The 24,169-nt window shown below is 71.1% G+C and carries 20 protein-coding genes; 9 read left to right on the top strand and 11 right to left on the bottom strand.

Annotation, left to right across the window (positions count from 1 at the left end; genetic code table 11):
• Nucleotides 1-31 precede the first annotated feature (31 nt).
• Genes ACWCSU_RS08875 through ACWCSU_RS08855 form a run of 5 tightly spaced genes read right to left on the bottom strand, consistent with a single transcriptional unit; the run spans nucleotide 32 to nucleotide 6,086 of the window.
• The gene (locus tag ACWCSU_RS08875; protein ID WP_357701161.1) at nucleotides 32-466 is read right to left on the bottom strand and encodes a GNAT family N-acetyltransferase; all 435 of its coding nucleotides are present in this window, start codon (nucleotides 464-466) and stop codon (nucleotides 32-34) included.
• Nucleotides 467-521: 55 nt separating this feature from the next.
• The gene (locus ACWCSU_RS08870; protein ID WP_364097945.1) at nucleotides 522-1,658 is read right to left on the bottom strand and encodes an acyl-CoA dehydrogenase family protein; all 1,137 of its coding nucleotides are present in this window, start codon (nucleotides 1,656-1,658) and stop codon (nucleotides 522-524) included.
• 2 nt (nucleotides 1,659-1,660) lie between these two features.
• Nucleotides 1,661-2,566, bottom strand: a complete 906-nt coding sequence (locus ACWCSU_RS08865; RefSeq protein ID WP_357701165.1) for a hydroxymethylglutaryl-CoA lyase — start codon at nucleotides 2,564-2,566, stop codon at nucleotides 1,661-1,663.
• The gene (locus ACWCSU_RS08860) at nucleotides 2,566-4,515 is read right to left on the bottom strand and encodes an acetyl/propionyl/methylcrotonyl-CoA carboxylase subunit alpha (protein ID WP_449934575.1); all 1,950 of its coding nucleotides are present in this window, start codon (nucleotides 4,513-4,515) and stop codon (nucleotides 2,566-2,568) included. Before ACWCSU_RS08860 ends, ACWCSU_RS08865 begins: the two co-directional genes overlap by 1 nt.
• Nucleotides 4,516-4,517: 2 nt before the next feature.
• Nucleotides 4,518-6,086, bottom strand: a complete 1,569-nt coding sequence (locus ACWCSU_RS08855) for a carboxyl transferase domain-containing protein (protein WP_449934573.1) — start codon at nucleotides 6,084-6,086, stop codon at nucleotides 4,518-4,520.
• Between the two features lie 109 nt (nucleotides 6,087-6,195).
• Between ACWCSU_RS08855 and ACWCSU_RS08850 the strand changes: the two genes are divergently transcribed.
• Nucleotides 6,196-6,747, top strand: coding sequence for a TetR/AcrR family transcriptional regulator (locus ACWCSU_RS08850; protein ID WP_449934772.1), 552 nt, complete (start codon nucleotides 6,196-6,198; stop codon nucleotides 6,745-6,747).
• A 232-nt stretch (nucleotides 6,748-6,979) separates the two neighbouring features.
• The gene (locus tag ACWCSU_RS08845) at nucleotides 6,980-9,115 is read left to right on the top strand and encodes a thiamine pyrophosphate-dependent enzyme (protein WP_357701171.1); all 2,136 of its coding nucleotides are present in this window, start codon (nucleotides 6,980-6,982) and stop codon (nucleotides 9,113-9,115) included.
• On the opposite strand, the gene ACWCSU_RS08840 is transcribed toward ACWCSU_RS08845, so the two are convergent.
• Nucleotides 9,104-10,654 (bottom strand): protein kinase domain-containing protein, encoded by a 1,551-nt coding sequence (locus ACWCSU_RS08840; RefSeq protein WP_449934570.1) that lies wholly within the window; start codon nucleotides 10,652-10,654, stop codon nucleotides 9,104-9,106. The genes ACWCSU_RS08845 and ACWCSU_RS08840 overlap by 12 nt on opposite strands.
• Nucleotides 10,655-10,702: 48 nt before the next feature.
• A complete protein-coding gene (locus ACWCSU_RS08835; protein WP_357701175.1) occupies nucleotides 10,703-11,407 on the bottom strand; it encodes a M50 family metallopeptidase in 705 nt (234 codons plus the stop codon).
• A 34-nt stretch (nucleotides 11,408-11,441) separates the two neighbouring features.
• Between ACWCSU_RS08835 and ACWCSU_RS08830 the strand changes: the two genes are divergently transcribed.
• The 6 genes from ACWCSU_RS08830 (at nucleotide 11,442) to ACWCSU_RS08805 (ending at nucleotide 17,869) form a co-directional block, all read left to right on the top strand.
• Complete coding sequence (locus ACWCSU_RS08830) at nucleotides 11,442-12,329, top strand: amidohydrolase family protein (protein ID WP_397036914.1); 888 nt, start codon at nucleotides 11,442-11,444, stop codon at nucleotides 12,327-12,329.
• 4 nt (nucleotides 12,330-12,333) lie between these two features.
• Nucleotides 12,334-12,822, top strand: coding sequence for a nuclear transport factor 2 family protein (locus ACWCSU_RS08825; protein ID WP_449934566.1), 489 nt, complete (start codon nucleotides 12,334-12,336; stop codon nucleotides 12,820-12,822).
• An 18-nt stretch (nucleotides 12,823-12,840) separates the two neighbouring features.
• Nucleotides 12,841-13,959, top strand: a complete 1,119-nt coding sequence (locus ACWCSU_RS08820; RefSeq protein WP_364097967.1) for a magnesium and cobalt transport protein CorA — start codon at nucleotides 12,841-12,843, stop codon at nucleotides 13,957-13,959.
• 1,077 nt (nucleotides 13,960-15,036) lie between these two features.
• Nucleotides 15,037-15,273 (top strand): hypothetical protein, encoded by a 237-nt coding sequence (locus ACWCSU_RS08815; protein ID WP_357701183.1) that lies wholly within the window; start codon nucleotides 15,037-15,039, stop codon nucleotides 15,271-15,273.
• A gap of 8 nt (nucleotides 15,274-15,281) precedes the next feature.
• Nucleotides 15,282-17,336: a hypothetical protein gene (locus ACWCSU_RS08810; RefSeq protein WP_449934562.1), complete on the top strand. Its 2,055-nt coding sequence runs from the start codon at nucleotides 15,282-15,284 to the stop codon at nucleotides 17,334-17,336.
• Nucleotides 17,333-17,869: a hypothetical protein gene (locus ACWCSU_RS08805; RefSeq protein WP_449934560.1), complete on the top strand. Its 537-nt coding sequence runs from the start codon at nucleotides 17,333-17,335 to the stop codon at nucleotides 17,867-17,869. Before ACWCSU_RS08810 ends, ACWCSU_RS08805 begins: the two co-directional genes overlap by 4 nt.
• A 37-nt stretch (nucleotides 17,870-17,906) precedes the next feature.
• Here ACWCSU_RS08805 and ACWCSU_RS08800 read toward each other — a convergent pair whose 3' ends face one another.
• On the bottom strand, nucleotides 17,907-18,668 hold the full coding sequence (locus tag ACWCSU_RS08800) for an IclR family transcriptional regulator (protein WP_357701189.1): 762 nt from the start codon (nucleotides 18,666-18,668) through the stop codon (nucleotides 17,907-17,909).
• 1,099 nt (nucleotides 18,669-19,767) lie between these two features.
• Between ACWCSU_RS08800 and ACWCSU_RS08795 the strand changes: the two genes are divergently transcribed.
• Nucleotides 19,768-20,589 carry a fumarylacetoacetate hydrolase family protein gene (locus ACWCSU_RS08795; RefSeq protein WP_357701191.1) on the top strand — a complete coding sequence of 274 codons (822 nt, stop codon included), beginning with the start codon at nucleotides 19,768-19,770 and terminating at the stop codon, nucleotides 20,587-20,589.
• A 529-nt stretch (nucleotides 20,590-21,118) separates the two neighbouring features.
• Here the strand turns inward: ACWCSU_RS08795 and ACWCSU_RS08790 are convergent.
• From ACWCSU_RS08790 to ACWCSU_RS08780, 3 genes are all read right to left on the bottom strand, one after another.
• Entirely contained in the window at nucleotides 21,119-22,618 is a 1,500-nt protein-coding gene (locus tag ACWCSU_RS08790; RefSeq protein ID WP_449934557.1) for a heparinase II/III domain-containing protein, read from the bottom strand.
• Nucleotides 22,619-22,687: 69 nt separating this feature from the next.
• Complete coding sequence (locus ACWCSU_RS08785; protein WP_449934555.1) at nucleotides 22,688-23,542, bottom strand: hypothetical protein; 855 nt, start codon at nucleotides 23,540-23,542, stop codon at nucleotides 22,688-22,690.
• On the bottom strand, nucleotides 23,535-24,122 hold the full coding sequence (locus ACWCSU_RS08780) for an RNA polymerase sigma factor (protein WP_357701196.1): 588 nt from the start codon (nucleotides 24,120-24,122) through the stop codon (nucleotides 23,535-23,537). The genes ACWCSU_RS08785 and ACWCSU_RS08780 overlap by 8 nt, the downstream gene beginning before the upstream one ends.
• Between the last annotated feature and the right edge of the window lie 47 nt (nucleotides 24,123-24,169).

The following is a 24,169-nucleotide window of genomic DNA, read 5'->3' as shown; positions in this document are numbered from 1 at the left end:
AAAACGGACCGTTACTCGGAGCAATCGTCTGTCAGCGCAAAACCTTGCGGAAGAAGGTGGCCGACGCCTCGTAACCCAGCGCGTGGTAGAACTCCGGCGCCCGCCGGGTGGCCATCGCCACGTACCCGGCCTGCCGGGTACGGGCCCACGCCTCGAACTCCTCCAGGAGCCGGCGGCCGATGCCCTGCCGGCGCGAGCCCGACTGGACCATGGCCTCCTCGACCCAGGCGACCGGCCCGTTGGCGAACAGCGTCAGGTGCACGAACCCCAGCAGGTATCCGTGGACGCGGCCGCCCACGACGGCCGTCAGCAGCAGGGCGTCCTCGTTGCGCAGGAGTTGCGGGAGCGCGGCGTCGAAGGCCCCGCGCTCCGGCCTGAAGGTCAGCCCGAACTCGCGCGCCAACGCGAACACCTCGTCCGCGTCCGCCTTCTCCGCCCTCCTGATGAGAAGATCGTCCGCTGTCATGAGGTACGACACTAGAACCTCTGTGCCCTTTCGTCCATCATGGCGTTCTGGCGGGTCAGAGGTCGCCGAGGCCGAGCTGACGGGCGATGAGCATGCGCTGCACCTCGCTGGTGCCCTCCCCGATCTCCAGGATCTTGGCGTCGCGGTAGAAGCGGCCGACCGGGAACTCGTTCATGAAGCCGTACCCGCCGAACACCTGGGTGGCGTCGCGGGAGTTGTCCATGGCCGCGTTCGAGGACACCAGCTTGGCGATCGCCGCCTCCTTCTTGAACGGCGCCCCGGCCAGCATCTTCTCGGCCGCGTGGTAGTAGGCCAGGCGGGCGGTGTGCGCGCGCACCTCCATGTCGGCGATCTTGAACTGGATGGCCTGGTAGTGGCCGATCGGGTGGCCGAACGCCTTGCGGTCCCTGACGTACTTGAGGCATTCGTCCACGCAGCCCTGCGCCAGGCCCACGCTGAGCGCGGCGATGGCGATGCGGCCCTCGTCGAGGGTCTGGAGGAACTGCGCGTAGCCGCGGCCCCGCTCGCCCAGCAGGTTGGCGGCCGGCACCCGGCAGTCGGAGAAGGACAGCTCGCGGGTGTCGGAGGCGTTCCAGCCGACCTTGGAGTACTTCTTGGAGACCGTGAACCCCGGCGTGCCGCTCGGCACGAGGATCGTGGAGATCTCCCGCTCGCCGGTGAGCGCGGCCACGCCGATCACGCCGGTGATGTCGGTGCCGGAGTTGGTGATGAACGCCTTCGTCCCGTTGATCACCCATTCGCCGCCGTCGAGCACGGCGGTCGTGCGCATGCCGCCCGGCACGTCGGAGCCGCCGCCCGGCTCGGTCAGCCCGAACGCGCCCAGCATCTCGCCCGAGGCCAGCCGGGGCAGCCACTCCTGGCGCTGCTCGTCGGTGCCGAACCGGTAGATCGGCATCGCGCCCAGCGAGACCGCGGCCTCCAAGGTGATCGCCACACTGGAGTCGGCGCGGGCCAGCTCCTCAAGGGCCAGGCACAGGGCGAAGTAGTCGCCGCCCATGCCGCCGAACTCCTCCGGGAACGGCAGGCCGAACAGCCCCATGTCGGCCATCTTGCGCACGATGTCGTACGGGAACTCCTCGCGCTCGTAGTAGTCGCCGATCACGGGCGCCACCACGTCACGGGCGAACGCCTCGACGGTCTTGCGCAGCTCTTGGTATTCGTCGTTCAGCATGATCAGCCTTTCGCGAGGGCCTGGACGACGCGCGAGGGGCTGGGCCGGCCCAGCCGCTCGGCCAGCCAGGTGCTGGTGGACACGAGTTTGTCCAGGTCGAGCCCGGTCTCGATGCCGAGCCCGCGCAACATCCACACGAGGTCCTCGGTGGCGAGGTTGCCGGTGGCGGACTCGGCGTACGGGCAGCCGCCGATGCCGCCCGTGGAGGCGTCGACGGTGGTCACGCCCGCTCTCAGCGCGGCGAGCGTGTTGCCGAGCGCCTGCCCGTAGGTGTCGTGGAAGTGCACGGCGAGCCGGTCGGGCCCGCCGAACGCGCCGATCAGCTCGGTCACGTGGCCCGGCGTGCCGACGCCGATCGTGTCGCCGAGGGACAGCTCGTAGCAGCCGAGCCCGAGCAGCCGCTCGCCGACCTCGACGACCTGCCCGACCGGCGTGGGCCCCTCCCAAGGGTCGCCGAAGCACATCGACACGTACGCGCGCACCCGCAGCCCGTGCTCCAGCGCCCTGGCCACGACCGGCTCGAACATGTCGAACTGGCTCTCCAGCGTGCGGTTGAGGTTCTTGGCGGCGAAGGTCTCGGTGGCGCTGGCGAAGATCGCGATCTCGGTGACGTCCAGCTCCAGCGCGCGGTCGAGCCCGCGCTCGTTGGGCACCAGCACCGGGTAGCGCACGCCGGGCCTGCGGTCGAGGCGGCCGAGCAGCTCACCGGCGTCGGCGAGCTGCGGCACCCACCTGGGGTGGACGAAGCTGGTCGCCTCGATGACCCGGTGCCCGGCGTCGGCCAGCCGGTCGATGAACTCGGCCTTCACCTCGACCGGCACGATCGCCGACTCGTTCTGCAGGCCGTCGCGCGGGCCCACCTCGTAGACCGTGACCCGCTCGGGAAGCCCTTCCATGCGGTACGGCATCACGCCTCCTCACCGGTGACCACGGCCAGCACGGCGTCCATGTCGACCGGCTTGCCCGGCTGGACGGGCAGCTCGGCGACCACGCCGTCACAGGGGGCGGTGACCGTGTGCTCCATCTTCATGGCCTCGACGACGACCAGCGGCTGCCCCTCGCTCACCCGGTCGCCGGGCTGCACCTTGACCAGCAGGACGGTGCCGGGCATGGGGCTGCGGACCACGCCGTCGCCCGCGCCCGCGGCTCCGGGCCGGTCGCCCGGGTCGCCGATGAGGTGGCGGGTGAACGCCCACGACTCGCCGTCGCGGCCGAGCCAGAGCGTGTCGCCGTGGCGGGCGGTCAGGTAACGCGTGGTCCGGCCGCCCAGGGTGACCGTCAGCCCGCCGCCGCCGGTCGCGATCCGCGCGGGGACCACCTCGCCGTCGAGCCGCACCTCGGCCGAACGGCCGGGCAGCCCGCGTACGGGCACCGCGTGCACGCCGTCCCGCGACTCCAGCCGCCAGGTCGTCCAGGCGCGCTCGCCGACCCGCCAGCCGTCGGTGACCTGCCAGGGGTCGGGGCCCTGCGGGAGCGCGTGGAAGGCCAGCGCCGCCGCGGCGGCCACCTCCCGGGGCACGCCCTCCCGGGGCAGCAGCTCGGGCAGCACCCGTTCGACCAGGCCGGTGTCCAGCTCCCCCGCCTCGACGGCCGGGTGCCGGACGAGCGCGCGCAGGAACGGCACGTTGGTGACCACGCCGAGGACCGCCGTGCGGGCGAGCGCCCGGTCCAGCGCCCTGAGCGCCGAGGCGCGGTCCGGCGCCCAGGTGATCACCTTGGACAGCATGGGGTCGTAGTCGCTGCCGACGACGCCGCCCTCGGCCAGGCCGGAGTCGACCCGCACCCGTCCCGGGCCGTCGCCGCCGGGCTCGCGCAGGGCCAGGACGCGCCCGCCGCTGGGCAGGAAGCCGCGCGCCGGGTCCTCGGCGTAGACGCGGGCCTCGACGGCGTGGCCGTCCAGCCGCACCGCCTCCTGGCCGAACGGCAGCGGCTCGCCGGCCGCGACGCGCAGTTGCAGCTCCACCAGGTCCAGGCCGGTGACCAGCTCGGTGACCGGGTGCTCGACCTGGAGCCGGGTGTTCATCTCCATGAAGTGGTAGGAGCCGGTGGTGCCGTCGACGATGAACTCGACCGTGCCGGCGCCGACGTAGCCGACCGAGCGGGCGGCCTCGACGGCCGCGGCGCCCATGCGGGCGCGCGTGTCGGGGGTCACGAAGGGCGACGGCGCCTCTTCGATGATCTTCTGGTGCCGGCGCTGCAGGCTGCACTCGCGCTCGCCCAGGTGCACGACGTTGCCATGGGCGTCGGCCATCACCTGGATCTCGATGTGCCGGGGGTTCTCGACGTACCGCTCGATGAGCAGGGTGCCGTCGCCGAACGCCGCCCGCGCCGTACGGCGGGCCGACTCCAGCGCGTCGGGCAGCTCGGCGGCCGAGCGCACCAGCACCATGCCCTTGCCCCCGCCGCCCGCGGACGGCTTGATCAGCGCCGGGAACTCGGCCCACTCCGCCAGGTCGTCGCCCGGCTCGGCCCCGCCGGGGACGACCGGCACGCCGGCCGCCGACACGGTGGCCTTGGCCCGGATCTTGTCGCCCATGGCGTCGATGGCCTCGGGGGACGGGCCGACGAAGACGAGCCCGGCCTCGGCGCAGCGCCGCGCGAACGCGGCGTTCTCGGCCAGGAAGCCGTAGCCGGGATGCACGGCCTGCGCGCCGGAGGCGAGCGCCGCCTCCACGATCGCCTCGATGTCTAGATATTTCGAGACTTCGAGGGCGATGTCTGCTTCGCGGGCGTGCCTGGCGCCCGCGTCGGGCGGCGTGAACACCGCCACCGACTCGATGCCGAGCGCGCGCAGCGTCCGGACGACCCGGACGGCGATCTCGCCCCGGTTGGCGATGAGAACACGGTCGAAGAGCATGATCACATCCGGAAGACGCCGTAGCCGGCGGGTTCGAGCGGCGCGTTGGCCGCCGCGGACAGGGCCAGCCCGAGGACGGTGCGGGTGTCGAGCGGGTCGATCACGCCGTCGTCCCAGAGCCGGGCGGTGGAGTAGTAGGGGTTGCCCTGGTACTCGTACTGGGCGCGGATGGCGTCGGGGTCGGCGTCGCCGACGGTGGTCAGCACGTTCGCCGCCTGCTCGCCGCCCATGACGGAGATGCGGGCGTTGGGCCACATCCACAGGAACCTGGGCGAGTAGGCCCGTCCGGCCATGGCGTAGTTGCCCGCCCCGAACGAGCCGCCGATCACGACCGTGAACTTGGGCACCCGCGCGCACGACACGGCCGTCACCATCTTGGCGCCGTGCTTGGCGATGCCGCCCGCCTCGTAGGCCTTGCCGACCATGAACCCGCTGATGTTCTGCAGGAACACCAGCGGGATGCGGCGCTGGTCGCACAGCTCGATGAAGTGCGCGCCCTTCATCGCCGACTCGCTGAACAGGATGCCGTTGTTGGCCGCGATGCCCACCGGGTGGCCGTGCAGGTGGGCGAAGCCGGTGACGAGGGTGGAGCCGTACTCGGCCTTGAACTCCAGGAAGCGCGAGCCGTCCACCAGGCGGGCGATGACCTCGCGCACGTCGTAGGGCTGGCGGGTGTCGGCGGGGACGATGCCGTACAGGTCGCGCGGGTCGTGGTGCGGCTCCTCGGGCGCGACGGTGTCCCAGGGGCGGGAGGCCCTGGGGGCCAGCGTCGAGACGATGTCGCGGACGATGGCCAGGGCGTGGGCGTCGTCCTCGGCCAGGTGGTCGGTGACGCCGCTGACCCGGGAGTGCAGGTCGCCGCCGCCCAGTTCCTCGGCCGTGACCTCTTCGCCGGTGGCCGCCTTCACCAGGGGCGGGCCGCCCAGGAAGATCGTGCCCTGGCCGCGGACGATGACGGCCTCGTCGCTCATGGCCGGCACGTACGCGCCGCCGGCGGTGCACGAGCCGAGCACCGCGGCGATCTGCGGGATGCCGCGGGCCGACATCGTGGCCTGGTTGTAGAAGATGCGCCCGAAATGCTCCCGGTCGGGGAAGACCTCGTCCTGTTTGGGGAGGAACGCGCCGCCGGAGTCGACCAGGTAGACGCAGGGCAGGTGGTTGTGCAGGGCCACCTCCTGGGCCCGCAGGTGCTTCTTGACGGTCATCGGGTAGTACGTGCCGCCCTTGACGGTCGCGTCGTTGGCCACGACCACGCACTCGCGCCCGGCCACCCGGCCGACGCCGGTGATGATCCCGGCGGCGGGCGCCTGGTCGTCGTAGAGGCCGCCGGCCGCCAGCGGCGACAGCTCCAGGAAGCGGGATCCCGGGTCGAGCAGCCCGTCGACGCGGTCGCGCGGCAGCAGCTTGCCCCGCTCGACGTGCCGCAGCCGCGACCGCTCGGGACCGCCGAGCGCCGCCGTGGCCAGCCGTTCGAGCAGTTCGGCGGCCAGGCGCTCGTTGAGCTCGGAGTTGCGCTTGTACGCCTCGCTCCCGGGCTCCACGGCCGACCTCAGCACCGGCCAGTCGCTCATGAGTCCCCTCTCGTCATGGCCGAGATGTTAGTCATCATTAACGTAACCGTCTAGCATGTGAGACGTGACCACTGCCTCCCCACCTACCCGCGAGCGCGGCAGAAGGCGCATGGAAATCCTCGCGGCGGCCGCCCGCCTGTTCGCCGCGCGAGGCTTCCACGGCGTCTCCATCGAGGACATCGGCGGCGCGGTCGGCGTCTCGGGCCCCGCGCTCTACCGCCACTTCAGCGGCAAGGACGCGCTGCTCGCCGAGATGCTGCTCGACGTCAGCTCGCGGCTGCGGGAGTCGGCGGTGGCGGTGGCGACCTCGTCCCGGAGCCCGGCCGAGACGCTCGACGCGCTGCTCGACGTGCAGATCACGTTCGCGCTCGACCAGCCCGCGCTGATCACCGTGCACGACCGCGAGCTGGGCAACGTGCCCGAGCCCGAGCGCCGCGGGATCAGGCGGCTGCAACGCCTCTACGTCGAGGAGTGGGTGACCGTGCTGGCCGAGCTGCACCCGGAGTGCCCGCCGGCCCGGCTGCGCGCGGCGACCCACGCGGTCTTCGGGCTGCTCAACTCCACGCCCCACAGCGCGGGCGAGCTGCCCGCGCACGCCATGCGCCCCCTACTGCACGCGATGGCGCGCGCCGCGATCGAAGCCAGTGTTAACGACCACTAACTGACCGGCCCGCGTTTCACACCGCACACAGCACCACGAAAGCCCGTGAACTCTGACAAACGACCATGGATCAGGGTTAAACGGACGGACCACAATCTGTCATGGACTCCGGCAGACGGCGGCGGCGATGACAGACATAATCAGGGGTGTGGCGCGCGACACTGTTGAGACACATTTCATCCAATCCGTTGCGGCGCTGAAGGCAGGCCCCGCCCGAGATCCCGGCGGCCCGGTGCGCGAGGGCACGTCGCTGACCGGCGACCGGTGCAGGACCCTGTTCCAGCGCCAGCTCGACAGCCGCCTGCTCGACATCGCCGCCCGCTGGCTCCGCGAGCAGGACGAAGGCTTCTACACGATCGGGTCGGCCGGCCACGAGGGCAACGCGGCGGTCGCCGCCGCGGCCAGGGCGAGCGACCCGGCGCTGCTCCACTACCGGTCCGGCGCCTTCTACCTGACCAGGTCCGAGCAGGCCGGGCGGCTGCCCGAGCAGGGGCTGCGCGACGTGCTGATGGGTCTGACCGCGGCGGCCGACGAGCCGATCGCGGGCGGCCGCCACAAGGTGTTCGGCCACCCCCACCTGGCCGTCATCCCGCAGACCTCGACCATCGCCAGCCATCTGCCGCGCGCCGTGGGCGTCGCCTTCGCCATCGAGCGGGCCGCCGCGCTCGGCGACCGGTCGGCCTGGCCGCCCGACGCCATCGCCGTGTGCAGCTTCGGCGACGCCTCGATCAACCACGCCAGCGCCCTGTCCGGGTTCAACACCGCCTCCTACGCGACCTTCCAGGGGCAGCCGCTGCCCATCCTGTTCGTGTGCGAGGACAACGGCATCGGCATCAGCGTCCGCACCCCCAAGGGGTGGGTGGAGGCGGCGGCGCGGCGGCCGGGCATCGCGTACTTCGCCGCCGACGGCTGCGACCTGCCCGACGCCTACGACGCCGCCATGCTCGCGGTCCAGCACGTCCGGGCCAACCGCTCCCCCGCGTTCCTGCACCTGTCCACCGTGCGGCTGATGGGTCACGCCGGGTCCGACGTCGAGTCGGCCTACCGCACCCAGCGGGAGCTGCGGGCCGACATGGAGCGCGACCCGCTCCTGCGCACCGCGCGGCTGCTGGTCGAGGCCGGGCTCGAGACCCCGGAGGACCTGCTCAAGGCGTACGAGTCGGCGCGCGAGCACATCCTGCGCATCGCCCTGGAGACCACCCGCGCCCCGCGGCTCGGCTCGGCCGCGGAGGTCATGGAGCCGATCGCGCCGCGCCGCCCCGACCTGATCGCCAACATCAGCCCGACCGCCGGCGAGGGCCCGGTCAGGGAGAAGGCGTTCGCGGGCTCGCTGCCCGAGCTGGAGAAGCCGCTCACGTTGTCGCAGACCATCAACCGCACGCTCGCCGACGCGCTGGTGGTCTACCCCGAGATGACGGTCTTCGGCGAGGACGTCGCCAGGAAGGGCGGCGTCTACGGCGTCACCCGGGGGCTGCAGAAGCGGTTCGGCGGCTCGCGGGTGTTCGACACGCTCCTCGACGAGCAGGCCATCCTCGGCCTCGCGCTCGGCTCGGCCGTGTCCAACCAGCTGCCGGTGCCGGAGATCCAGTACCTGGCCTACCTGCACAACGCGCTCGACCAGATCCGCGGCGAGGGCGCCACGCTGTCGTTCTTCTCGCGCGGCGCCTACACCAACGGCATGGTCGTCCGCGTCGCCGGCTACGCCTACCAGAAGGGCTTCGGCGGCCACTTCCACAACGACAACGCGGTGGCCGCGCTGCGCGACATCCCGGGCCTGGTCGTGGCCTCGCCCGCGCGTCCCGACGACGCCGCCGCCATGCTGCGCACCTGCCTGGCCGCCGCCCGTACGGCCGGATCGGTCTGCGTGTTCCTGGAGCCGATCGCGCTCTACCACACGCGTGACCTGTTCGAGGAGGGCGACGGCGGCTGGCTGGCGTCGTACACGCCGCCGGCACGCTGGCGCGAGACGCACGTGCCCGTCGGGCGGGCGCGCTCGTACGGCGAGGGCCGCGACCTGACGATCGTGACGTTCGGCAACGGGCTGCGCATGAGCCTGCGGGCCGCCGTCCGGCTCACCCAGGAGGGCTACGGCTGCCGCGTCCTCGACCTGCGCTGGCTGGCGCCGCTGCCGGTGGACGACCTGCTGCGGGCGGCCGAGCTGACCGGCAAGGTGCTGATCGCCGACGAGACCCGGCACTCCGGTGGCGTGTCCGAGGGCGTGACGACCGAGCTGCTCGACGCCGGGTTCACCGGGCAGGTGGCCCGGGTGACCTCGGCCGACAGCTTCATCCCGCTGGGCGACGCGGCCAACCACGTGCTGCTGTCGGAGGAGGAGATCGAGCAGGCGGCGCGCAAGCTACTGGGCTGAGCGCGCCCCTCTGATGCAGGCCGGTCTCGACCAGGCGACCGTGGAGTCCGCCGAGATGCGCAGCGGCACGCCCACCAGGAAGCAGTAGCCGGTGTCCGGGTCGAGACCGGCGACGCGGGTGGTGGTGGCGCCCTGGCCGAGAGCGGTGACGGCCTGCTCGCCCGCGCCCGCCGGCGAACGTTGCAGGACGACCGGGTAGCGGCGGGCGTCGGCCGGGAGCGTCCAGCTCAGCTCCACCAGGGCGCCGCGGTCGGCGGTGACCTTGAGCCTGCGGGGGGCGAGCGCGGCGACGTCCCGCTTGCTGATCGGCGGCGGGGTGGTGGCGGCGGTCCTGGCCTCGGGCTGTCGCGTGGCGGCGGGGGTCGGGCCGGTGGGTTGCCGGAGCGACAGGTGGATGGCCAGGGCCGTGCCGCCGATCGCCACGACCGCGACCGTCCCGCCGATCAGCAGGCGTTTCCTGAGGCTCCCCGCTCCGGTGGGTGGCGTCGTGGGGGCCTCCGGCCGGGGGCCGCCGGGGTGGCCCGGAACGCCGGGCGAGTACGGGCCGGGGCCGGAGCCGGGGCCAGGGCCCGGAGGCAGGTGGCTGCCGGTCGCGGGCAGGGAGGGGTCGCCGGGGTGCGGTGGGGCGTCCGGGCCGCCGTGCGGGCGGCGTGGGACGGTGGACATCGCGGGCCCCGGCCCCGGGTCCTGGCCCACCAGGTCGGTCACCGACAGCCCCAGCTCCGCCTGCACCTCCTGCAACCGCCGCGCCAGCTCCCTGGCCGAACCGGGCCGCGACCCGGGTTGCCTGGACATCGCCCGCAGGATCGTCCCGAACACCACCGGCGGCACGTCGGCCCGGTTGATCGGCGGCGGGTCGAGGCTCAGCACCCGGTACATCAGCGGCGCGATCGACGGGTCGGCGGGGTTGTGGAAGGCGGGCTGTCCGGCCAGCAGGTGGTAGAGCGTCGAGCCGAGGGAGTAGATGTCGCTCGCGGCCGAGTGCGGCTGCCCGGTGAGCACCTCGGGGGCGGCGTGCAGCGGGGTGAACGCCTGCGAGGTGGCCGAGATCTCGGCGGCGTCCACGACCCTGGCCACGCCGAAGTCGGCCACGGCGAGCTCGCCGTAGCGGGAGATGAGGATGTTCTGCGGCTTGATGTCGCCGTGCAGCACCCCGGCCTCGTGCACGGCGGCCAGCGCGCCGGCGAGCTTGACGCCCGCGCGCAGCACGTCGGGCACCCCGAGCGGCCCCTCCTTGCGGATCTTGTCGCGTAGCGAGCCGTTCTCGAAGAAGTCCATCGCGATGTACGGCTTGCCCGAGCGCGTCACGCCGGTGTCGAAGACGGTCACGACGTTGGGATGGCCGGTCAGGCGGCCGGTGAGCTGGAGCTCGCGCTGGAAGCGGCGCATGGTGCGCTGGTCGACCCGGTCGACCGACAGGACCTTCAGCGCCACGACCCGGTCGAGGCGCTCCTGGTAGGCGCGGTAGACGACGGCGAACCCGCCCTGGCCCGCCTGATCGAGCACCCGGTACCCGGGCGCGTCCTCGGCTGGCAGCACGGCACACACCCCCCTGTTGCCGGTGAGTTTAATGTGAAATTTCGGCTTTCAGGGGGTCAGCGGGTTCATCAAGTACGCGCCGAACACCACCGACACGGCGGCCACCAGCAGGAAGAAGAACACGTAGAAGCCGCCGGGCAGGAACGTCAGCCGGGCGAGCTGGTCGGCGTCGGAGTCTCTGGCCTGCCGCCTGCGCCGCTTGCGCTGCAGCTCGACGATCGGCCGGACGCCGCCGAACAGCAGGAACCACGTCGCGACCATGGCCACGGCCTGCTGGACCTCGGCGGGGGCGTACATGGACAGGGCGAACACCGCGCCGCCGGTGACCAGCAGGATCAGCGCGCCGTAGAGGTTGCGGATCAGCAGCAGCATGCACACCAGGAAGAGCAGCACGCCCCAGATCAGCAGCGTGATGCGGCCCTGCTCGGTCAGCCACGCGGCGGCCAGCCCCAGCAGCGACGGCGCCAGGTAGCCGGCGAGCGCGGTCAGCACCATGCCGGGACCGTTGGGGCGGCCCCTGGTCAGCGTGACGCCGGAGGTGTCGGAGTGGAGCCGGATGCCTTCGAGCTTGCGCCGGGTGAGCAGCGCCATGACCGCGTGACCGCCCTCGTGGGCGATCGTGATCAGGCCCCTGGACACCTGCCAGGGTGTGCGGAACGCGACGACCGCGAGCGCGGCCAGAGCCGAGACCAGCACGACCCAGGGGTCGGGGTCAGGCTGAACCTTGATCAGGTGGGCCCAGAGCATGTCCATCGAGGAGAAACACTAGCCGGGTAAAGTCCCGGCTGTGGCCGCAGAACTGCATTCTGACGCGGGCGTTCCGGCGTGGTGGCGCGAGCTCGGGCTGCCGGGCCTGATCGACCTGCATGTGCACTTCCTGCCCGGACGCATGGAACGCCGGGTCTGGCATCACTTCAACCACGGCGGCCCGCTGATGGGCGCCGGCTGGAAGATCGAGTACGAATGGCCGGTCGAGGAGCGGCTGACGCGACTGCGCGAGATGGGCGTACGGCGTTTCCCGGCCCTGGCGTACGCGCACAAGCCGGACATGGCGCGCGACCTCAACGCCTGGACCCTCGACTTCGCCCGCCGCAACCCCGACTGCCTGCCGTCGGCGACGTTCTACCCCGAGCCCGGCGTCGCGGACTACGTGCGCGCGGCGCTGGCGGAGGGCGTCAAGATCTTCAAGGTGCACCTCCAGGTCGGCGGCTTCGACCCGGCCGCGCCGGAGCTGGCCGGGGTCTGGGGGCTGCTGGCGGAGTCGGGCGTGCCCGTGGTCGTGCACGCCAGCTCGGTGCCCGTGCCCGGCGGCCACGTGGGGCCGGGGCCGATCGGCGCGGTGCTGGCCGCCCATCCCCGGCTGCGGGTGGTGATCGCGCACCTGGGCATGCCCGAGTACGAGCCGTTCTTCGAGCTGGCCGTCCGCCATGAGCGGGTCGCGCTGGACACCACCATGGCTTTCACCGACTTCTCCGAGCGCGGCATGCCGTTTCCCACCCGATTGCGCCCGGTTCTGCGTGATCTCGGACTTTCGGGGAAGGTGGTGCTCGGCAGCGATTTCCCGACGATCCCGTACCCCTACGCGCACCAGCTCGACGCCCTCGCCCGCCTGGATCTCGGCGAGGAGTGGCTGCGGGCCGTGTGCTGGGACAACGGTGCGGCCATGATTCGATAGCAAGGTGAACGATCGGCACGTGGCGCTCATCAGCGCCTTCTACGACGCTCTCGGCCGCGGGGACTTCGCGGCCATGGAGCGCTGCTATCACCCCGACGTCAGCTTCGGCGACCCCATCTTCCAGGAGGTCGAGGGCCGGGACCGGGTGATGGCGATGTGGCGGTTGCAGCTCGGCGTGCGCAACGGGCTGAGATCCGGCTACCGCGACGTCCAGGCCGACGAGTTCAGCGGCTCGGCCCACTGGACGGCCAGCTACACCTTCTCCAGCACCGGCCGGGCGGTCGTCAACGAGATCGACGCGCTGTTCAGGTTCGAGGACGACCTCATCGTCCGCCACCACGACGAGTTCGACTTCAGGCGCTGGTCCAGAATGGCTCTCGGCAGACCGCAGGGGCTGCTGTTCGGCTGGACGCCGATGTGGCGCAAGACCATCAGGGATCGGGCGACCCAGGAGCTCAACGGCTTCGCGGCGACCGGACAGTCAACGCAGTAGACCGGATCGGAGGGGTGCATGGCCAGGGTGAAGGGGTTCAGGCGCAGCGGTGACAACCGCGAGGAGGCGCCGGAGCACTCGATGGACCCGCGTGCCACCGAGGAGCACCCCTATCGGCCCACCGTCATCGACAACGCGATCTACCAGAACGGCGAGCGGGTCGACAATCCCGGCTCGCTCGCCGACGCCTTCGAACGCCTCAAGCAGATGCCGGACAGCATGGCCTGGATCGGCCTCTACCGTCCGAAGGAATGGGAGCTCGTCAAGCTCGCCGAGGAGTTCGAGCTGCACGAGCTGGCGCTCGAGGACGCGATCGTCGGCTCCCAACGGGCCAAGGCCGACCGCTACGGCGACACCCTCTTCGTGGTGCTCCGCGCCGCCCGCTACCTCGACGACGTGGAGGAGGTGGCCTTCGGCGAGCTGCACGTCTTCATCGGCCCCAACTTCGTGATCACCGTGCGCCACGCCGAGGCCCCCGACCTGCAGGGCGTGCGCAAGCGCATGGAGTCCGACCCCGAGCTGCTGCGTCAGGGCCCGCAGGCCGTCCTGTACGCCATCCTCGACGCCGTGGTCGACGGCTACGCCCCGGTGGTGGCCGGGCTGCAGAAGGACATCGAGGAGATCGAGGTCGAGGTCTTCAGCGGCGACCCCTCGGTGTCGCGGCGCGTCTACGAGCTGTCCGGCGAGGTGATCGAGTTCCAGCGGGCCACGGCGCCGCTGGTGGGCATGATCCACGCCTTCATCGCCGGAGCCGCCAAGTACGGCGTCAACGACGAACTGCAGAGCTACCTGCGGGACGTCGCCGACCACGCGATCACGGTGACCGAGCGCATCTCGGCCTTCCGCCAGATGTTGCAGAACATCCTGGTGGTCAACTCGACACTGGTGACCCAGGCCCAGAACGCGGAGATGGCCCGCATGACCGAGGCCAGCATCCAGCAGGGCGAGGAGGTCAAGAAGATCTCGGCGTGGGCGGCCATCCTGTTCGCGCCGACGCTGGTCGGGACCATCTACGGGATGAACTTCGACTTCATGCCCGAGACTCATTGGGTGTTCGGGTATCCGTTCGCGATCTTGTTGATGGCGGCGGTGTGCATGGTGCTCTACATGGTCTTCAAACGCCGCGACTGGCTGTAGGTGCGCTTGGCCTGGTGCGCTTGGTGCGGTCTGCTCGGCCGTGAGGTGGGTGGCGGTCGGCTGGTTGCTCGGAGGTCGGCTGGTGCGCTGGGGCGTGCTCGGGTGTTGCGGTTCTCCGGTCATGGGGCTGGGCATCGGTGCGTGCGGTGTTGCTGGTGCACCCCCTGCCGGTAGGCCCGCTCGATCCGCCGGGTGTCGTTGAAGCGTCCGATCTTGCCCGACCAGCCGACGAAGACCTGACCACGCCCGGCCGGCCTACGCCGAAATCTGGTCCGATGAGACCGTCACCACTATTGCCGTGGTCGTCCCACCTGCGGCATCACCTCAGGTATTACCTGGGGCATCACCTGCGGCGAGCCGGTGATGACCGGCGACGCGCCGGGTCCACCCCTGCCGGGCCACCCTTCGCCGCCGCCATCGGCCGGCTCGCCGCCCGTCACCCGCCGGTCCGGCCGCAGTGCGCATGGCAAAATGGCGAGAACGTGCAGGTGGGCGTTGCCGATGCCGCGTCCGCAACATCGGCCCTGTTGTCTGCGGCCGTGTGCGGGCCGGCCCTCACCAACCGCCGCGGAGACGCCACGGTTGCGGCCGGCCCGGATCATCGTCCCGGTCAGTAGGTCGCACTCGGCCAGGCCTGGCGCCTCGCAACGGGAGGCGCAGGATCGGCGGGAGGGCCCGCTCGGGCCCGCCGGTCGCCGTGGCAATGCGCGCCGGTCCGCGCCACTGTTCCTGAAGGGCCGCAGGGTACGGTCGCCCCCTCCGGTGCAGCCATCAGGAACAGGCCCGCATGCCTCAGGCCCGCAGACGCCCGCAGACGCCCGCAGACGCCAGCAGCCATGCTCGTCGAAGCCGCGTACCCCCGCCCCCCACCCCTGCTCCCCCTTTTCCCTCTCCCTCTCATTCAGCAAATACAACGACATCAAGCGCTTTTGCGCATTTACCGCCACAACCCTCCAATGCAATTCATCACCATCAAAGCCGAATTGCACGATGCCTCAATTTCCACTTCGCCTGCACCGACGCGGCGGGCTAATATTCATGGACCCACCCCTCCCCCAAGCGCAACGAAATCGGGTGATGATGGCGACGCAGCAAGAAATAACCGCCGCCCGGCGTCACATCGAACGACTGCGCGACGAACACGCCAACGACCTGACCGCACTCGTCCACCTGGTGGACGGCGGCGCGCTCAAGGGCCCGGCCGGTGACCGCCTCGCCGCCGACCTGCGCACCTGGGACCGCGGCTACAAAGACCTCTTCGCCCGGGCATTGAGGCTGCTCGACACGCTGCACCCGTCCGAGCCGGCCTCATGACCCCTCCCGTGGGCATCGACCCCGCCCTGATGACCCAGCTCATCAACGGCATGAAACGAGCAAGCCACACACTCCCCGACATCGGCCTCCAAGTCGAACGAACCCTCACCAACCTCGGCATATCCCTATGGGGGCCGGTCCACCTGTCATCCATAGGCCGCCAGCTGAACGACCGCGTCCCCACACTCCAGGGCCGTCTCGACCTCATCCTCGCCACCCCCGACCGACGTCTCGGCGAACGCGGCCTCCTCTGGGCGGATGAATCCCCATGGCTGTCGAAATCCCCCGCAGAAGGCACGACCGCCGCCACCGCACTGGCCGCGCAACTCCGTACGAAGATCGCATCCCATTCGCTCGACGCAGAATCCGTCGCCGAACTAGAACGCCACAAGAACGACCCGTTCTTCGCCGTGGCCTTCCTCACCCTGGTGCCGCCACGCGAACTCAAATCTCTCATCGCCCGTACATACTGCTCGGACCTCCCGCCCGGCGACCGCCCCCTCCTCTATGACACGGCCGTCCAGGACCGGTTCCTCACCCTGCTCAGCACCCTGCTCGGCACCGCCTCCCACGGCGTCGGACGGATGCGCCTGGCCGCCGACTACGCCGACCGGCTGATCGAGGACATCGACCACCCCCAAGACGCGTTCGCCGTGAAGAGGCTCCTGCAGGACGGCGACTTCGACCACACCTTCCTGCTCACCCTGGTCCGCAAACTCCACGACAAGGACCTGGCCCATCCCCCCGACCTGTCCCTCCCCCGAGACCCCTGGACCCTCCCCGGCCCCAGAGACGTCTCCCCCGGCGACCTCAGCCCCATGGGCACCGCCCTGATCGCCCTAGCCCATCACCCCGCCGTCGCCCAGGACTTCTTCACCGACCCGGCCCGCAAACCCCTCGCCTACCTGATGCGCACCCACCCCTGGCTCGGCGACGCCGACGCCGACCTCGGCTGGGCCCTCCAGGCCGCCACCACGGAGTTCCGCGACCACGACCTGCCGCCCGGCGGATCACGCGGCTACAAGTCCGCGCTGATCGCGTCGTGGGCGGTCCGCTTCTGGAGCGACCCCAAGGTCCAGTCCAACCTCCCCTCCACCCGCCCCCACCTCGGCACCCTCCTCAGCCAGTACATCGCCGACGTGCACCGCGATGCCCAGTCGTTCATCGACAAGCGGCCGGGCGTGGAGACGGACGCCCATGCGGACAAGAATCTCCTCGGCGGCGCCCCCTACGGCGCCAAGTTCAACACCAGGGACATGAAACAGGCCATGGCCTGGACGTTCGAGGACGACAACGCCTTCCGGAAGGTGACCGCCGCCCACGGCCTGTACGCCGCCCGAATGCTGGACGAGTTGGCAGGCAAGATCGCGGCGGAGGTCAAGGCCGATGTCACGGCATGGCGCGAGTCGCACCCTGGTGCCACTAGGCAGCAACTGGACGCCGCACGACAGGACATCCTCGAGGGACGGATGAGCCGTAGTGGAGGCGCGGAGTTCGCCCGGGCGGCGCGCGGTCTCAGTGTGACGACGTGGATGATCACTAATGCGGCCAACATCTCCGGCATCGAGGAAGCCAGGGCGGAGGACGCCCGTTTCTCCGCGTTCAAGGAGATGACGGAGGCGATCGTGGGGCTTGCTCCGGGCCCACCCGGTAAGTTCATCGGCCTGCTGGTCGACACGGCCAAGGGAGAGATCTTCGGCAAGGTCAAGACCGGCCGGGAGGAACAGGCCCGCATGAACGCCGACGATGCGCTGGGAGCCGCCAAGCACATGTTCTCGGACCTGACCGCGGCCACCATGATGCGCCACGGCCTGTTCGGGGACGGTTCCGTACCGGCCAGGACCCATCCGTACCGACACAAGGATTTCTCACCGGGAGCGAGTGGACACTTCCTGGTCAACGGAGAGATCAAACCTTGGGATGAGATGAATTCGGACGAGCGGGAGTCTTACGACGAGTGGCTACACCTGAACGAAACCGGCCGAGTATTCGACCGCCCAGACGCGGCCATCGAGATCGGATTCAATAAGGCTACTGATTACCATGCCGGAAGTGGATCATGAAGGTCAGTCGAGCGATTGCTTTTGGTGCGCTCATTCTGGCAGGGTGCTCATCGACTCCGCCCCCAGACGGCAGAGTGCTCGGAAACGTCACCATCGCCCCACGTGAATGCAACTTGATCTCAGCAGATGCCATTATGATCGCGACGGGCCTCAACGAGTACCACGCATTCGGCACAAAGATGGATATGGGCCACAGCTTTGAGTCATGCACGGTTACCGGGAAGTCAGATGCGGAACATCGCCAGGGTCTGCTAATCGAAGTGTTCGACCCGTCGCCTGATGATGCGGAAGATCTGGAGAACACCAGGCAGTCCACCAACGGGATCGATCTGCCTGGTGGCCTGGGGCCCGGTTTTGCGGCCCGGCGTAGGAATGCTCAGGGGCAGAGTATTGCCTTTGTTTATGGGTGGACGGCTGATTACAAGCGGCTGCTCAGCGTGAACATCATGGAGGGGGCGCCGGGGAGGGATTCATTGGCGGATGCGGTGGAGTTTTTTCGGCAGCTCAAGCCGATTTTGCTTGTCCCGGCCTGATGGGGGGGCGCCGCCTTGGGGGCCTCGGTGGGAGGGCTCATGGGGGGCAGGTGGGGAAGTCGGTCAGGTGGGGTTCGGCTTCGGTTATGGATTGGCGGAGGTCGGTGAGGAGGGAAGGGAGGCGGGCGGGGGTGTAGCGGGCTGAGGGGATCGAGATGGAAAAGGCTCCTACGGGGGTGCCGCGGCCGTTGCGCAGCGCTGCTCCGATGGCCGAGACGCCCTTTTCGGTGCCGTCGAGGTTGAGGGCGTAGCCGCGGGGGCGGATCTCGTCGAGTTCGCGGAGCAGGGACGTTCGTTCGTGGTCGGGCAGGTCCGGGTAGAGGTCGGCGAGTTGGTCGCTCGGCAGCGCGGACAGCAGGACCTTGCCGCCGGAGGCGCGGTGGGCGGGCAGGATCGTCCCGCGGCGGTCGCCGACGTACAGGATCTGCGGGGACTCGATGCTGTCCAGGAAGCGTACTTCAGCGCCCACTCTGACCATGAGGTTCACGGTCTCCTGGACGCGGGCGCACAGGCCCTCCATGGCGGGCCGGACGCGGGCGCGCAACTCGCGCAGGGCCGAGCCGCCGCCGTCGCCCGCGGCCGAGGCGAGGAAGGGGCCCGGCAGGTACGCGTGGTGCTCGTCCTGGACGGCGAAGTCGCGATAGACCAGCATCGCCAGCAGGCGGTGCGCGGTCGAGCGGGCGATGCCGAGTTCCTTGGCGACGTCGGTGACCTTGAGTCGTCCTTGGTCGCGCAGCATGTGGAGGAGCAGCAGCACGTTGTCGACCGAGCCCAGGGGGTACGCGGGCTTGTTCTTCACAGCAGAACGCTAGTGCAGTATGCGGAATTACTCCCTAGCGTGGGGCAGCATGAACCCGGAGGAGAGGCTGGGTGCGGGCTTCGCCGTCGAGCGTCTGATCCCGTTCTGGGCCCAGGTCGGCGACTTGATGTTCGTACGTCCCAGGTCTGGGGGCCGGAGGCTTGGGCGGGAGTGGAAGGCGTTCCATCCGCCGGGCGGACGGGCGGGTGAGCTCGGCTCGGTTGGCGGGGGCGGGGAGCGGCGGGCCGGCGCGTCGGCTGATCTCGGCCTGGGCGGGTTGCCGTACACGATCCTGATCTTCTGGGCCGGCGTGCGGTGCCAGGCCCGCGCGAGGTCGCGCCCGAGCAGCGCTCGCCCCCGGAACGCCTTCCGCCTCGTGGGGGGACGGATAGGCGTGGGAACGGTCGTGGTCGTCGACGGCGGGTCGGTTGTGGTGCGGCGCGGCGGCTTCCTGGTTCGCGCCCGGCCGGCGGTTCCCGCGCCGCCACAGCACCATGGGCTTCCCCATGGTGGGGGTCGATGGGCTCGGTATCCCATTTGTGCACCACGCGTCGTTCTTTGTGCTCGGATCGGAGCAGGTGAGCGACGCCTCGATGTCGGATGTGTCGCGGTCCGAGCGGTTGCGTGCATGTCCGGAGCTGCGGGTGGTGTCGGTGCGCTGGGCGGGTCTGCGGCTCCGGGCCGTTTCAAGGCTCGGTGCAGGTCCGGGGCTGCGGGCGGTGTCGGGGCTCGGGGCGTGTCTCGGCTTGCTGATCGTCGGCTGTCGCTGGGAGCGCGCCTGCCGGGCTCTGGGCGAGGGGCTGCGGGGTGTGGCCGGGTTGGGGATGTGGTTGCCCGGTTCGGGGAATCGGCGGTCGGCGGGGTCGGCTGCCGTCGGTTGGGGCCGAGCTCTGCCGGCTGCGGGACGGGGTGACGACCGTCGCGGGTGGGGGTTGGGGTTGGGTTGCGAGGGGTTCGGCGGCGGGGGTTGGTCACGTTGGACGGCGGTGAGCGTGTTCTGTCGCGTGGTGATCTCGTCGTCGTGGTGGTGGTCGTCTTCAGTTGTTTGTTTTCCGGCACGCCCGTTTGAGGGCTTGGATCAGTTTCGAGAGGGGCTCGTGTGAAGCTCGCGACGCTGCGACTGCCGCGCCGTACGGCCGCCGTCCGGATCGACGGGGAGCATGCCGTGGAGGTCGGGGCGCCCGACGTCGGGATGTTGCTGGCCGACCCGCGCTGGCGGGAGGTGGCGGCCGCGGCGGACGGTGCGCGGCATCCGTTGTCCACGGCCGACCTGGCGCCCGTGGTGCCGGTGCCGGGGAAGATCATCTGTGTCGGGCTCAACTACCGTGACCACATCCTGGAGATGGGACGGGAGCTGCCGCGGTACCCGACGGTGTTCGCGAAGTTCGCCGAGGCGCTGATCGGGCCGTACGACGACATCGAGTTGCCGGCGGTCTCGGAGGCGATGGACTGGGAGGGCGAGCTGGCCGTGATCATCGGGGCCGAGGTGCGCGGTGCCTCGCGGGAGGAGGCCGAGGCGGCCATCGCCGGGTACTCGGTGCTCAACGACGTGACGGCCAGGGACTACCAGAACCGTACGGCGCAGTGGCTGCAGGGCAAGACGTTCGAGGGGACGACGCCGTTCGGGCCCTTCCTGGTCACGCCGGACGAGATCGGCGGGGCGATGACCCTGCAGTGCGAGGTGGACGGGGAGGTCGTGCAGCAGGCGGACACGTCCGGTCTGGTGTTCCCGCCGGCCGAGCTGATCGTGTACCTGTCGGAGATCCTCACGTTGCGGCCGGGCGACGTCATCGCGACCGGCACGCCCGGAGGCGTGGGGCACGCCCGTAGGCCGCCCCGGTATCTGGCGGACGGGAGCAAGGTCGTCACGCGAATCGCCGGGGTCGGTGAGCTGGTGAACACGGCGCGACGCCTTGTCTGACCTGTTCATGCTGGATGGTGGCACCGGCTGTTTCCTGGACCGGTTGCGTCTGGCCGACCTCGATCGGCTCTCGGGCTGAGGCGTTGCCGCGCACGTGGCCGTCCCGTACCTCGATGGACGGGGCGGTGCGTGGCTGCCGACGCGAACCGCGCCGGGGCGGCGCTCAGGGGATGGCCGCGGGGCGGTGGGCGGCGCGGGTGCGCACCGCGAAGGGGCGGGACGCCGCCGACACGTAGGGGCAGGGCGTCGCCGCCGCATGGGGGCGGCGACATGACCGCTGAAGAGGTGGTGTGGCTGCGGGTGTGGGAGGTGTCCGTGCATGGGTCGACTTCGGCGGTCGATGCGAGGGGTTCGGACGCGACGGCCGCCTCCCCCTCCGCGACGCCGCGCGTTCGATGCCGCAGCACCTATCCGTCTGGTCGTCGAGGGGGCGTACGAGCTGGTTCTCCAGACGCTCGCCAGTGGACGGCGCGGGCCCATGCGTGACGAACCGTTCAGGGCCGGGGACCCGCGTTCCCCTCGGCCGGCTCTACGGCAGGCGAAGGCGTTCGAGGTCGGGATCGGCCGTCCCCGGCACGACGGCGGTCAGCACTTCGGACGCCTTCCCTGACGTGACCGTCACCGCCTCCTCGGTGCGCAGGTAGCCGGAGGAGACGGTGGCCGTCCCCACCTCCATTCCCGTCGCGGGCCACTGCAGCAGCGTGACCCGCCAGTCGCCGTCGCCGAGCACCACGGCGCCCGCCCGCCGCTCGACCACCCGCAGCGCGGGGTCGAAGTGCCACAGGCTGCGCAGCGTCCCGGACGGCACCGAGTCGCGTACGGCCATCACGTCGTCGCCGTGCCCGACCAGGACGCGGCGGGTCCTGGTCACCCCGTAGGCGTCGTCGGCCAGCTCGAACACCTGACGTTCCGGGCCGAGGTCGGCGCTCAGCAGGTGGGTGTCCGTGCCGGGACGGAAGTCCCCGTCCGGGATCGGCACGTTGTGGGCCTGCGGGGTACGGGTCCAGGCGGCGTAGTCGGTCCGCTCGTAGGAGTGGAACCCGGCCTCGACCAGGATGCGGCGGCCCTGGGCGGAGTAGGTGACGCCGAGGTGGTCCTCGTGGCCGTGCAGGCGGCGGCCGGGGCCGAACCTGATCGAGTAGTGGGCCGAGCGCGGGTCGTCCCAGGCGGTCCGGCCGAAGACGTAGCCGGCGTCGAAGACCCGTACGAGGGGGCCGTCGTGGGGGAAGCCGGGGGCGCGGGTGCCGGCCGGGCTGTCGCCGATGGGGGTCAGGCAGCCGTCGGGCTGGGTGGCGTGCGCGACGTAGCTCTCCAGGGCGGTTCTGCGGTCGGTGAGGCGGGTGGGGGGCTGGGCGCCGCTCTCGCTGATGGCGCGCAGGGCCACGCCGAGGCGGCGGTGCACGTACAGGCCGTAGCGGGGGGCCTGCTCGTGCAGGACGCCCTGGGCGTCGACGGCCAGCTCGGCCGAGCCGGTCATCCTGCGTACGGCCAGGTCGCGCCACCTGGCGCGGCCGAGGCGGCAGGCGATGACCAGCAGCCCGATGTCCTGGTCCAGGCCGTGGTTGTGGCCCGCGCGGTAGAGCGCGGGGTCGGCCAGGATCTCGCCGTGCTCGGCCAGGCTCTCCCACAGCAGCGGGGTGCGTACGTGCTCGCTCAGGCAGACCAGCACGGGGGCGCGCAGCGCGACGGCGTGCTCGGCCCACGCCCACTCGCTCACCTCGCGCCCGCCGCGCGGGTTCCGGCTGATCCACTGCGCGGTCACGTCGGCGGCGCGCTCCAGGTACGCCCGTTCGCCGGTGCGCTCGTACGCGGTGACCAGGCGGCCGGCCCAGCGCAGCGTGTGCAGGTTCAGCGACCAGGAGCGGTTGCCGTACGGGTCGGCGGTCCAGTCGATCTCCGTGCCGAGGTCGGCGGGCGGCAGGCCGGCGAACCTGACACGTCCGTCCATCACCTCCGCCACGTCTGCGGCGGGGAACTGGTCGCTCAGGCAGATGGCCCTGCCGGTGGTCGTGCGGGCACGCCAGAACACGTCGCGACTCCTGTTTTCGGGCGCGCCGAACTCGCCGCGTGGCGGGTCACGCACCTGTCGAGGGTGGGATCAGTGCAGGTCGGGGGCCTGGTCGGTCCAGCCCGCCGCGAGGACGATCTGCGAGCCGCCCGTCCCGCCCGTGTCGGTGCCGGCGAGGACCTGGGAGGTGGCCGGATCGATGATCAACGTCCGCCGGACTCCGGCGGGGAGCGGATAGCTGAACGCCTCGCCGGAGCGTCCCCTGGGGTCGGCGCGGCGTCCGAGGTAGCGGACGTCGGGCAGGTCGGCGAGCGCCCGGTAGGCGGCGGCGCGGACGGCGGGCGGTGACGGCTTGCTCCACAGCAGGCCGCTGAGCGCGTCGGCCAGCAGGTCCGACGAGCCGGTGGGCAACATCGAGGCGACCCGTTCCCTGAGGGCCACGGGGTCGTCGGGCAGCTGCTGGATCTGCCGGAACGTCAGGTCGCGGCCCCCCATGCTGAACGGCGCCCGGCCGGTCACGGGCACGGCACGCCCCGCACAACTCCCCTCGGCGGCCGAACGCGAGGTGCAGGTCCAGGCTTGGCCGGTTCTGGTGGCCCAGAGCTCGGTCAGGCGGTCGCCGTCGTGCAGCCGGCTGATGTGCCAGTAGGCGGCCTGCTGCCCGGAGGCCGCCGTACTGGCCGCCGCGAGCAGGATCGAGCGGCCCGGCGCGGCGGACGGCGTGCCCCGGACCAGCATGAGCGCCACGGCGAGTGCGGCGGCCGTGGCCAGGGACAGCGCCGACAGCCGGGCCAGGCGCCTGCGGCGGCGCGCGGCCGCCACTCGCCGCCACACCCTGGCCTGGGCGTAGGGTGCGGGCGCCGGATGCCCGTACAGGTCACGAACGGCCCCCAGGTCGTCGGGCGCGGGAGGCGGGGTGGGGGTGCGGAGGTGGGGGTCAGGCATGGGTGGCCTCCTCCAGGACGTGGGTGCCGAGCCGGCCGCGCAGCTTCCTGCGGGCGCGGCTGAGGCGTGACCCGACGGTCCCGTAAGGGATGCCGAGCGCGGTGGCGATCTCGTCGTGGCTCAGCCCGGCGAGCGCGACGAGCAGCAGCACGTCGCGGTCGCGGCGGTCGAGCTCGGCCAGGGCGGCGGCCAGGTTCGGGCGCAGGCTCTGGGCGCTGACCCGCAGGGCGACGGCCTCCTCGTGGCCGGGCGCGTCGGCGTCGGGACCGCACCGGCCGAGTGCCCGCAGGGTGCGGGCCTCCAGTCTGCGCTGCTTGCCGATGAGGTTCGTGGCGATGCCGTAGAGCCAGGCGCGTACGCCCGCCCGCGACGGGTCGTAGTGAGCGCGCTTGCGGAAGGCCGTCAGGAAGGTCTCGGCGACGATGTCCTCGGCGTGGTCGGGGCCGAGCCGCTGGGCGACGTAGGCGTGGATCTCGCCGAAGTACTGGTCGAACACCTCCTCGAAGCGCTCGTCGAGCGTGCGCTCGCCGGGTGCGCGGGCGGCCCACGGCACCGCCGTCGCGATGGTCTCCCCCGTCATGTCCAGCCTCCGTGCGTCAAGTGGTTCATCTCTTATCACCCGACGCG

Source organism: Nonomuraea sp. NPDC001699, assembly GCF_053596455.1.
This window is presented reverse-complemented; position numbering and strand designations above follow the sequence as displayed.

Bases quoted from the DNA above. Each gene is read 5' to 3' on its own strand.
- ACWCSU_RS08875 (WP_357701161.1), bottom strand. From the start codon at position 466: ATGACAGCGGACGATCTTCTCATCAGGAGGGCGGAGAAGGCGGACGCG.
- ACWCSU_RS08870 (WP_364097945.1), bottom strand. From the start codon at position 1,658: ATGCTGAACGACGAATACCAAGAGCTGCGCAAGACCGTCGAGGCGTTC.
- ACWCSU_RS08865 (WP_357701165.1), bottom strand. From the start codon at position 2,566: ATGCCGTACCGCATGGAAGGGCTTCCCGAGCGGGTCACGGTCTACGAG.
- ACWCSU_RS08860 (WP_449934575.1), bottom strand. From the start codon at position 4,515: ATGCTCTTCGACCGTGTTCTCATCGCCAACCGGGGCGAGATCGCCGTC.
- ACWCSU_RS08855 (WP_449934573.1), bottom strand. From the start codon at position 6,086: ATGAGCGACTGGCCGGTGCTGAGGTCGGCCGTGGAGCCCGGGAGCGAG.
- ACWCSU_RS08850 (WP_449934772.1), top strand. From the start codon at position 6,196: ATGGAAATCCTCGCGGCGGCCGCCCGCCTGTTCGCCGCGCGAGGCTTC.
- ACWCSU_RS08835 (WP_357701175.1), bottom strand. From the start codon at position 11,407: ATGGACATGCTCTGGGCCCACCTGATCAAGGTTCAGCCTGACCCCGAC.
- ACWCSU_RS08820 (WP_364097967.1), top strand. From the start codon at position 12,841: ATGGCCAGGGTGAAGGGGTTCAGGCGCAGCGGTGACAACCGCGAGGAG.
- ACWCSU_RS08815 (WP_357701183.1), top strand. From the start codon at position 15,037: ATGATGGCGACGCAGCAAGAAATAACCGCCGCCCGGCGTCACATCGAA.
- ACWCSU_RS08805 (WP_449934560.1), top strand. From the start codon at position 17,333: ATGAAGGTCAGTCGAGCGATTGCTTTTGGTGCGCTCATTCTGGCAGGG.
- ACWCSU_RS08785 (WP_449934555.1), bottom strand. From the start codon at position 23,542: ATGCCTGACCCCCACCTCCGCACCCCCACCCCGCCTCCCGCGCCCGAC.
- ACWCSU_RS08780 (WP_357701196.1), bottom strand. From the start codon at position 24,122: ATGACGGGGGAGACCATCGCGACGGCGGTGCCGTGGGCCGCCCGCGCA.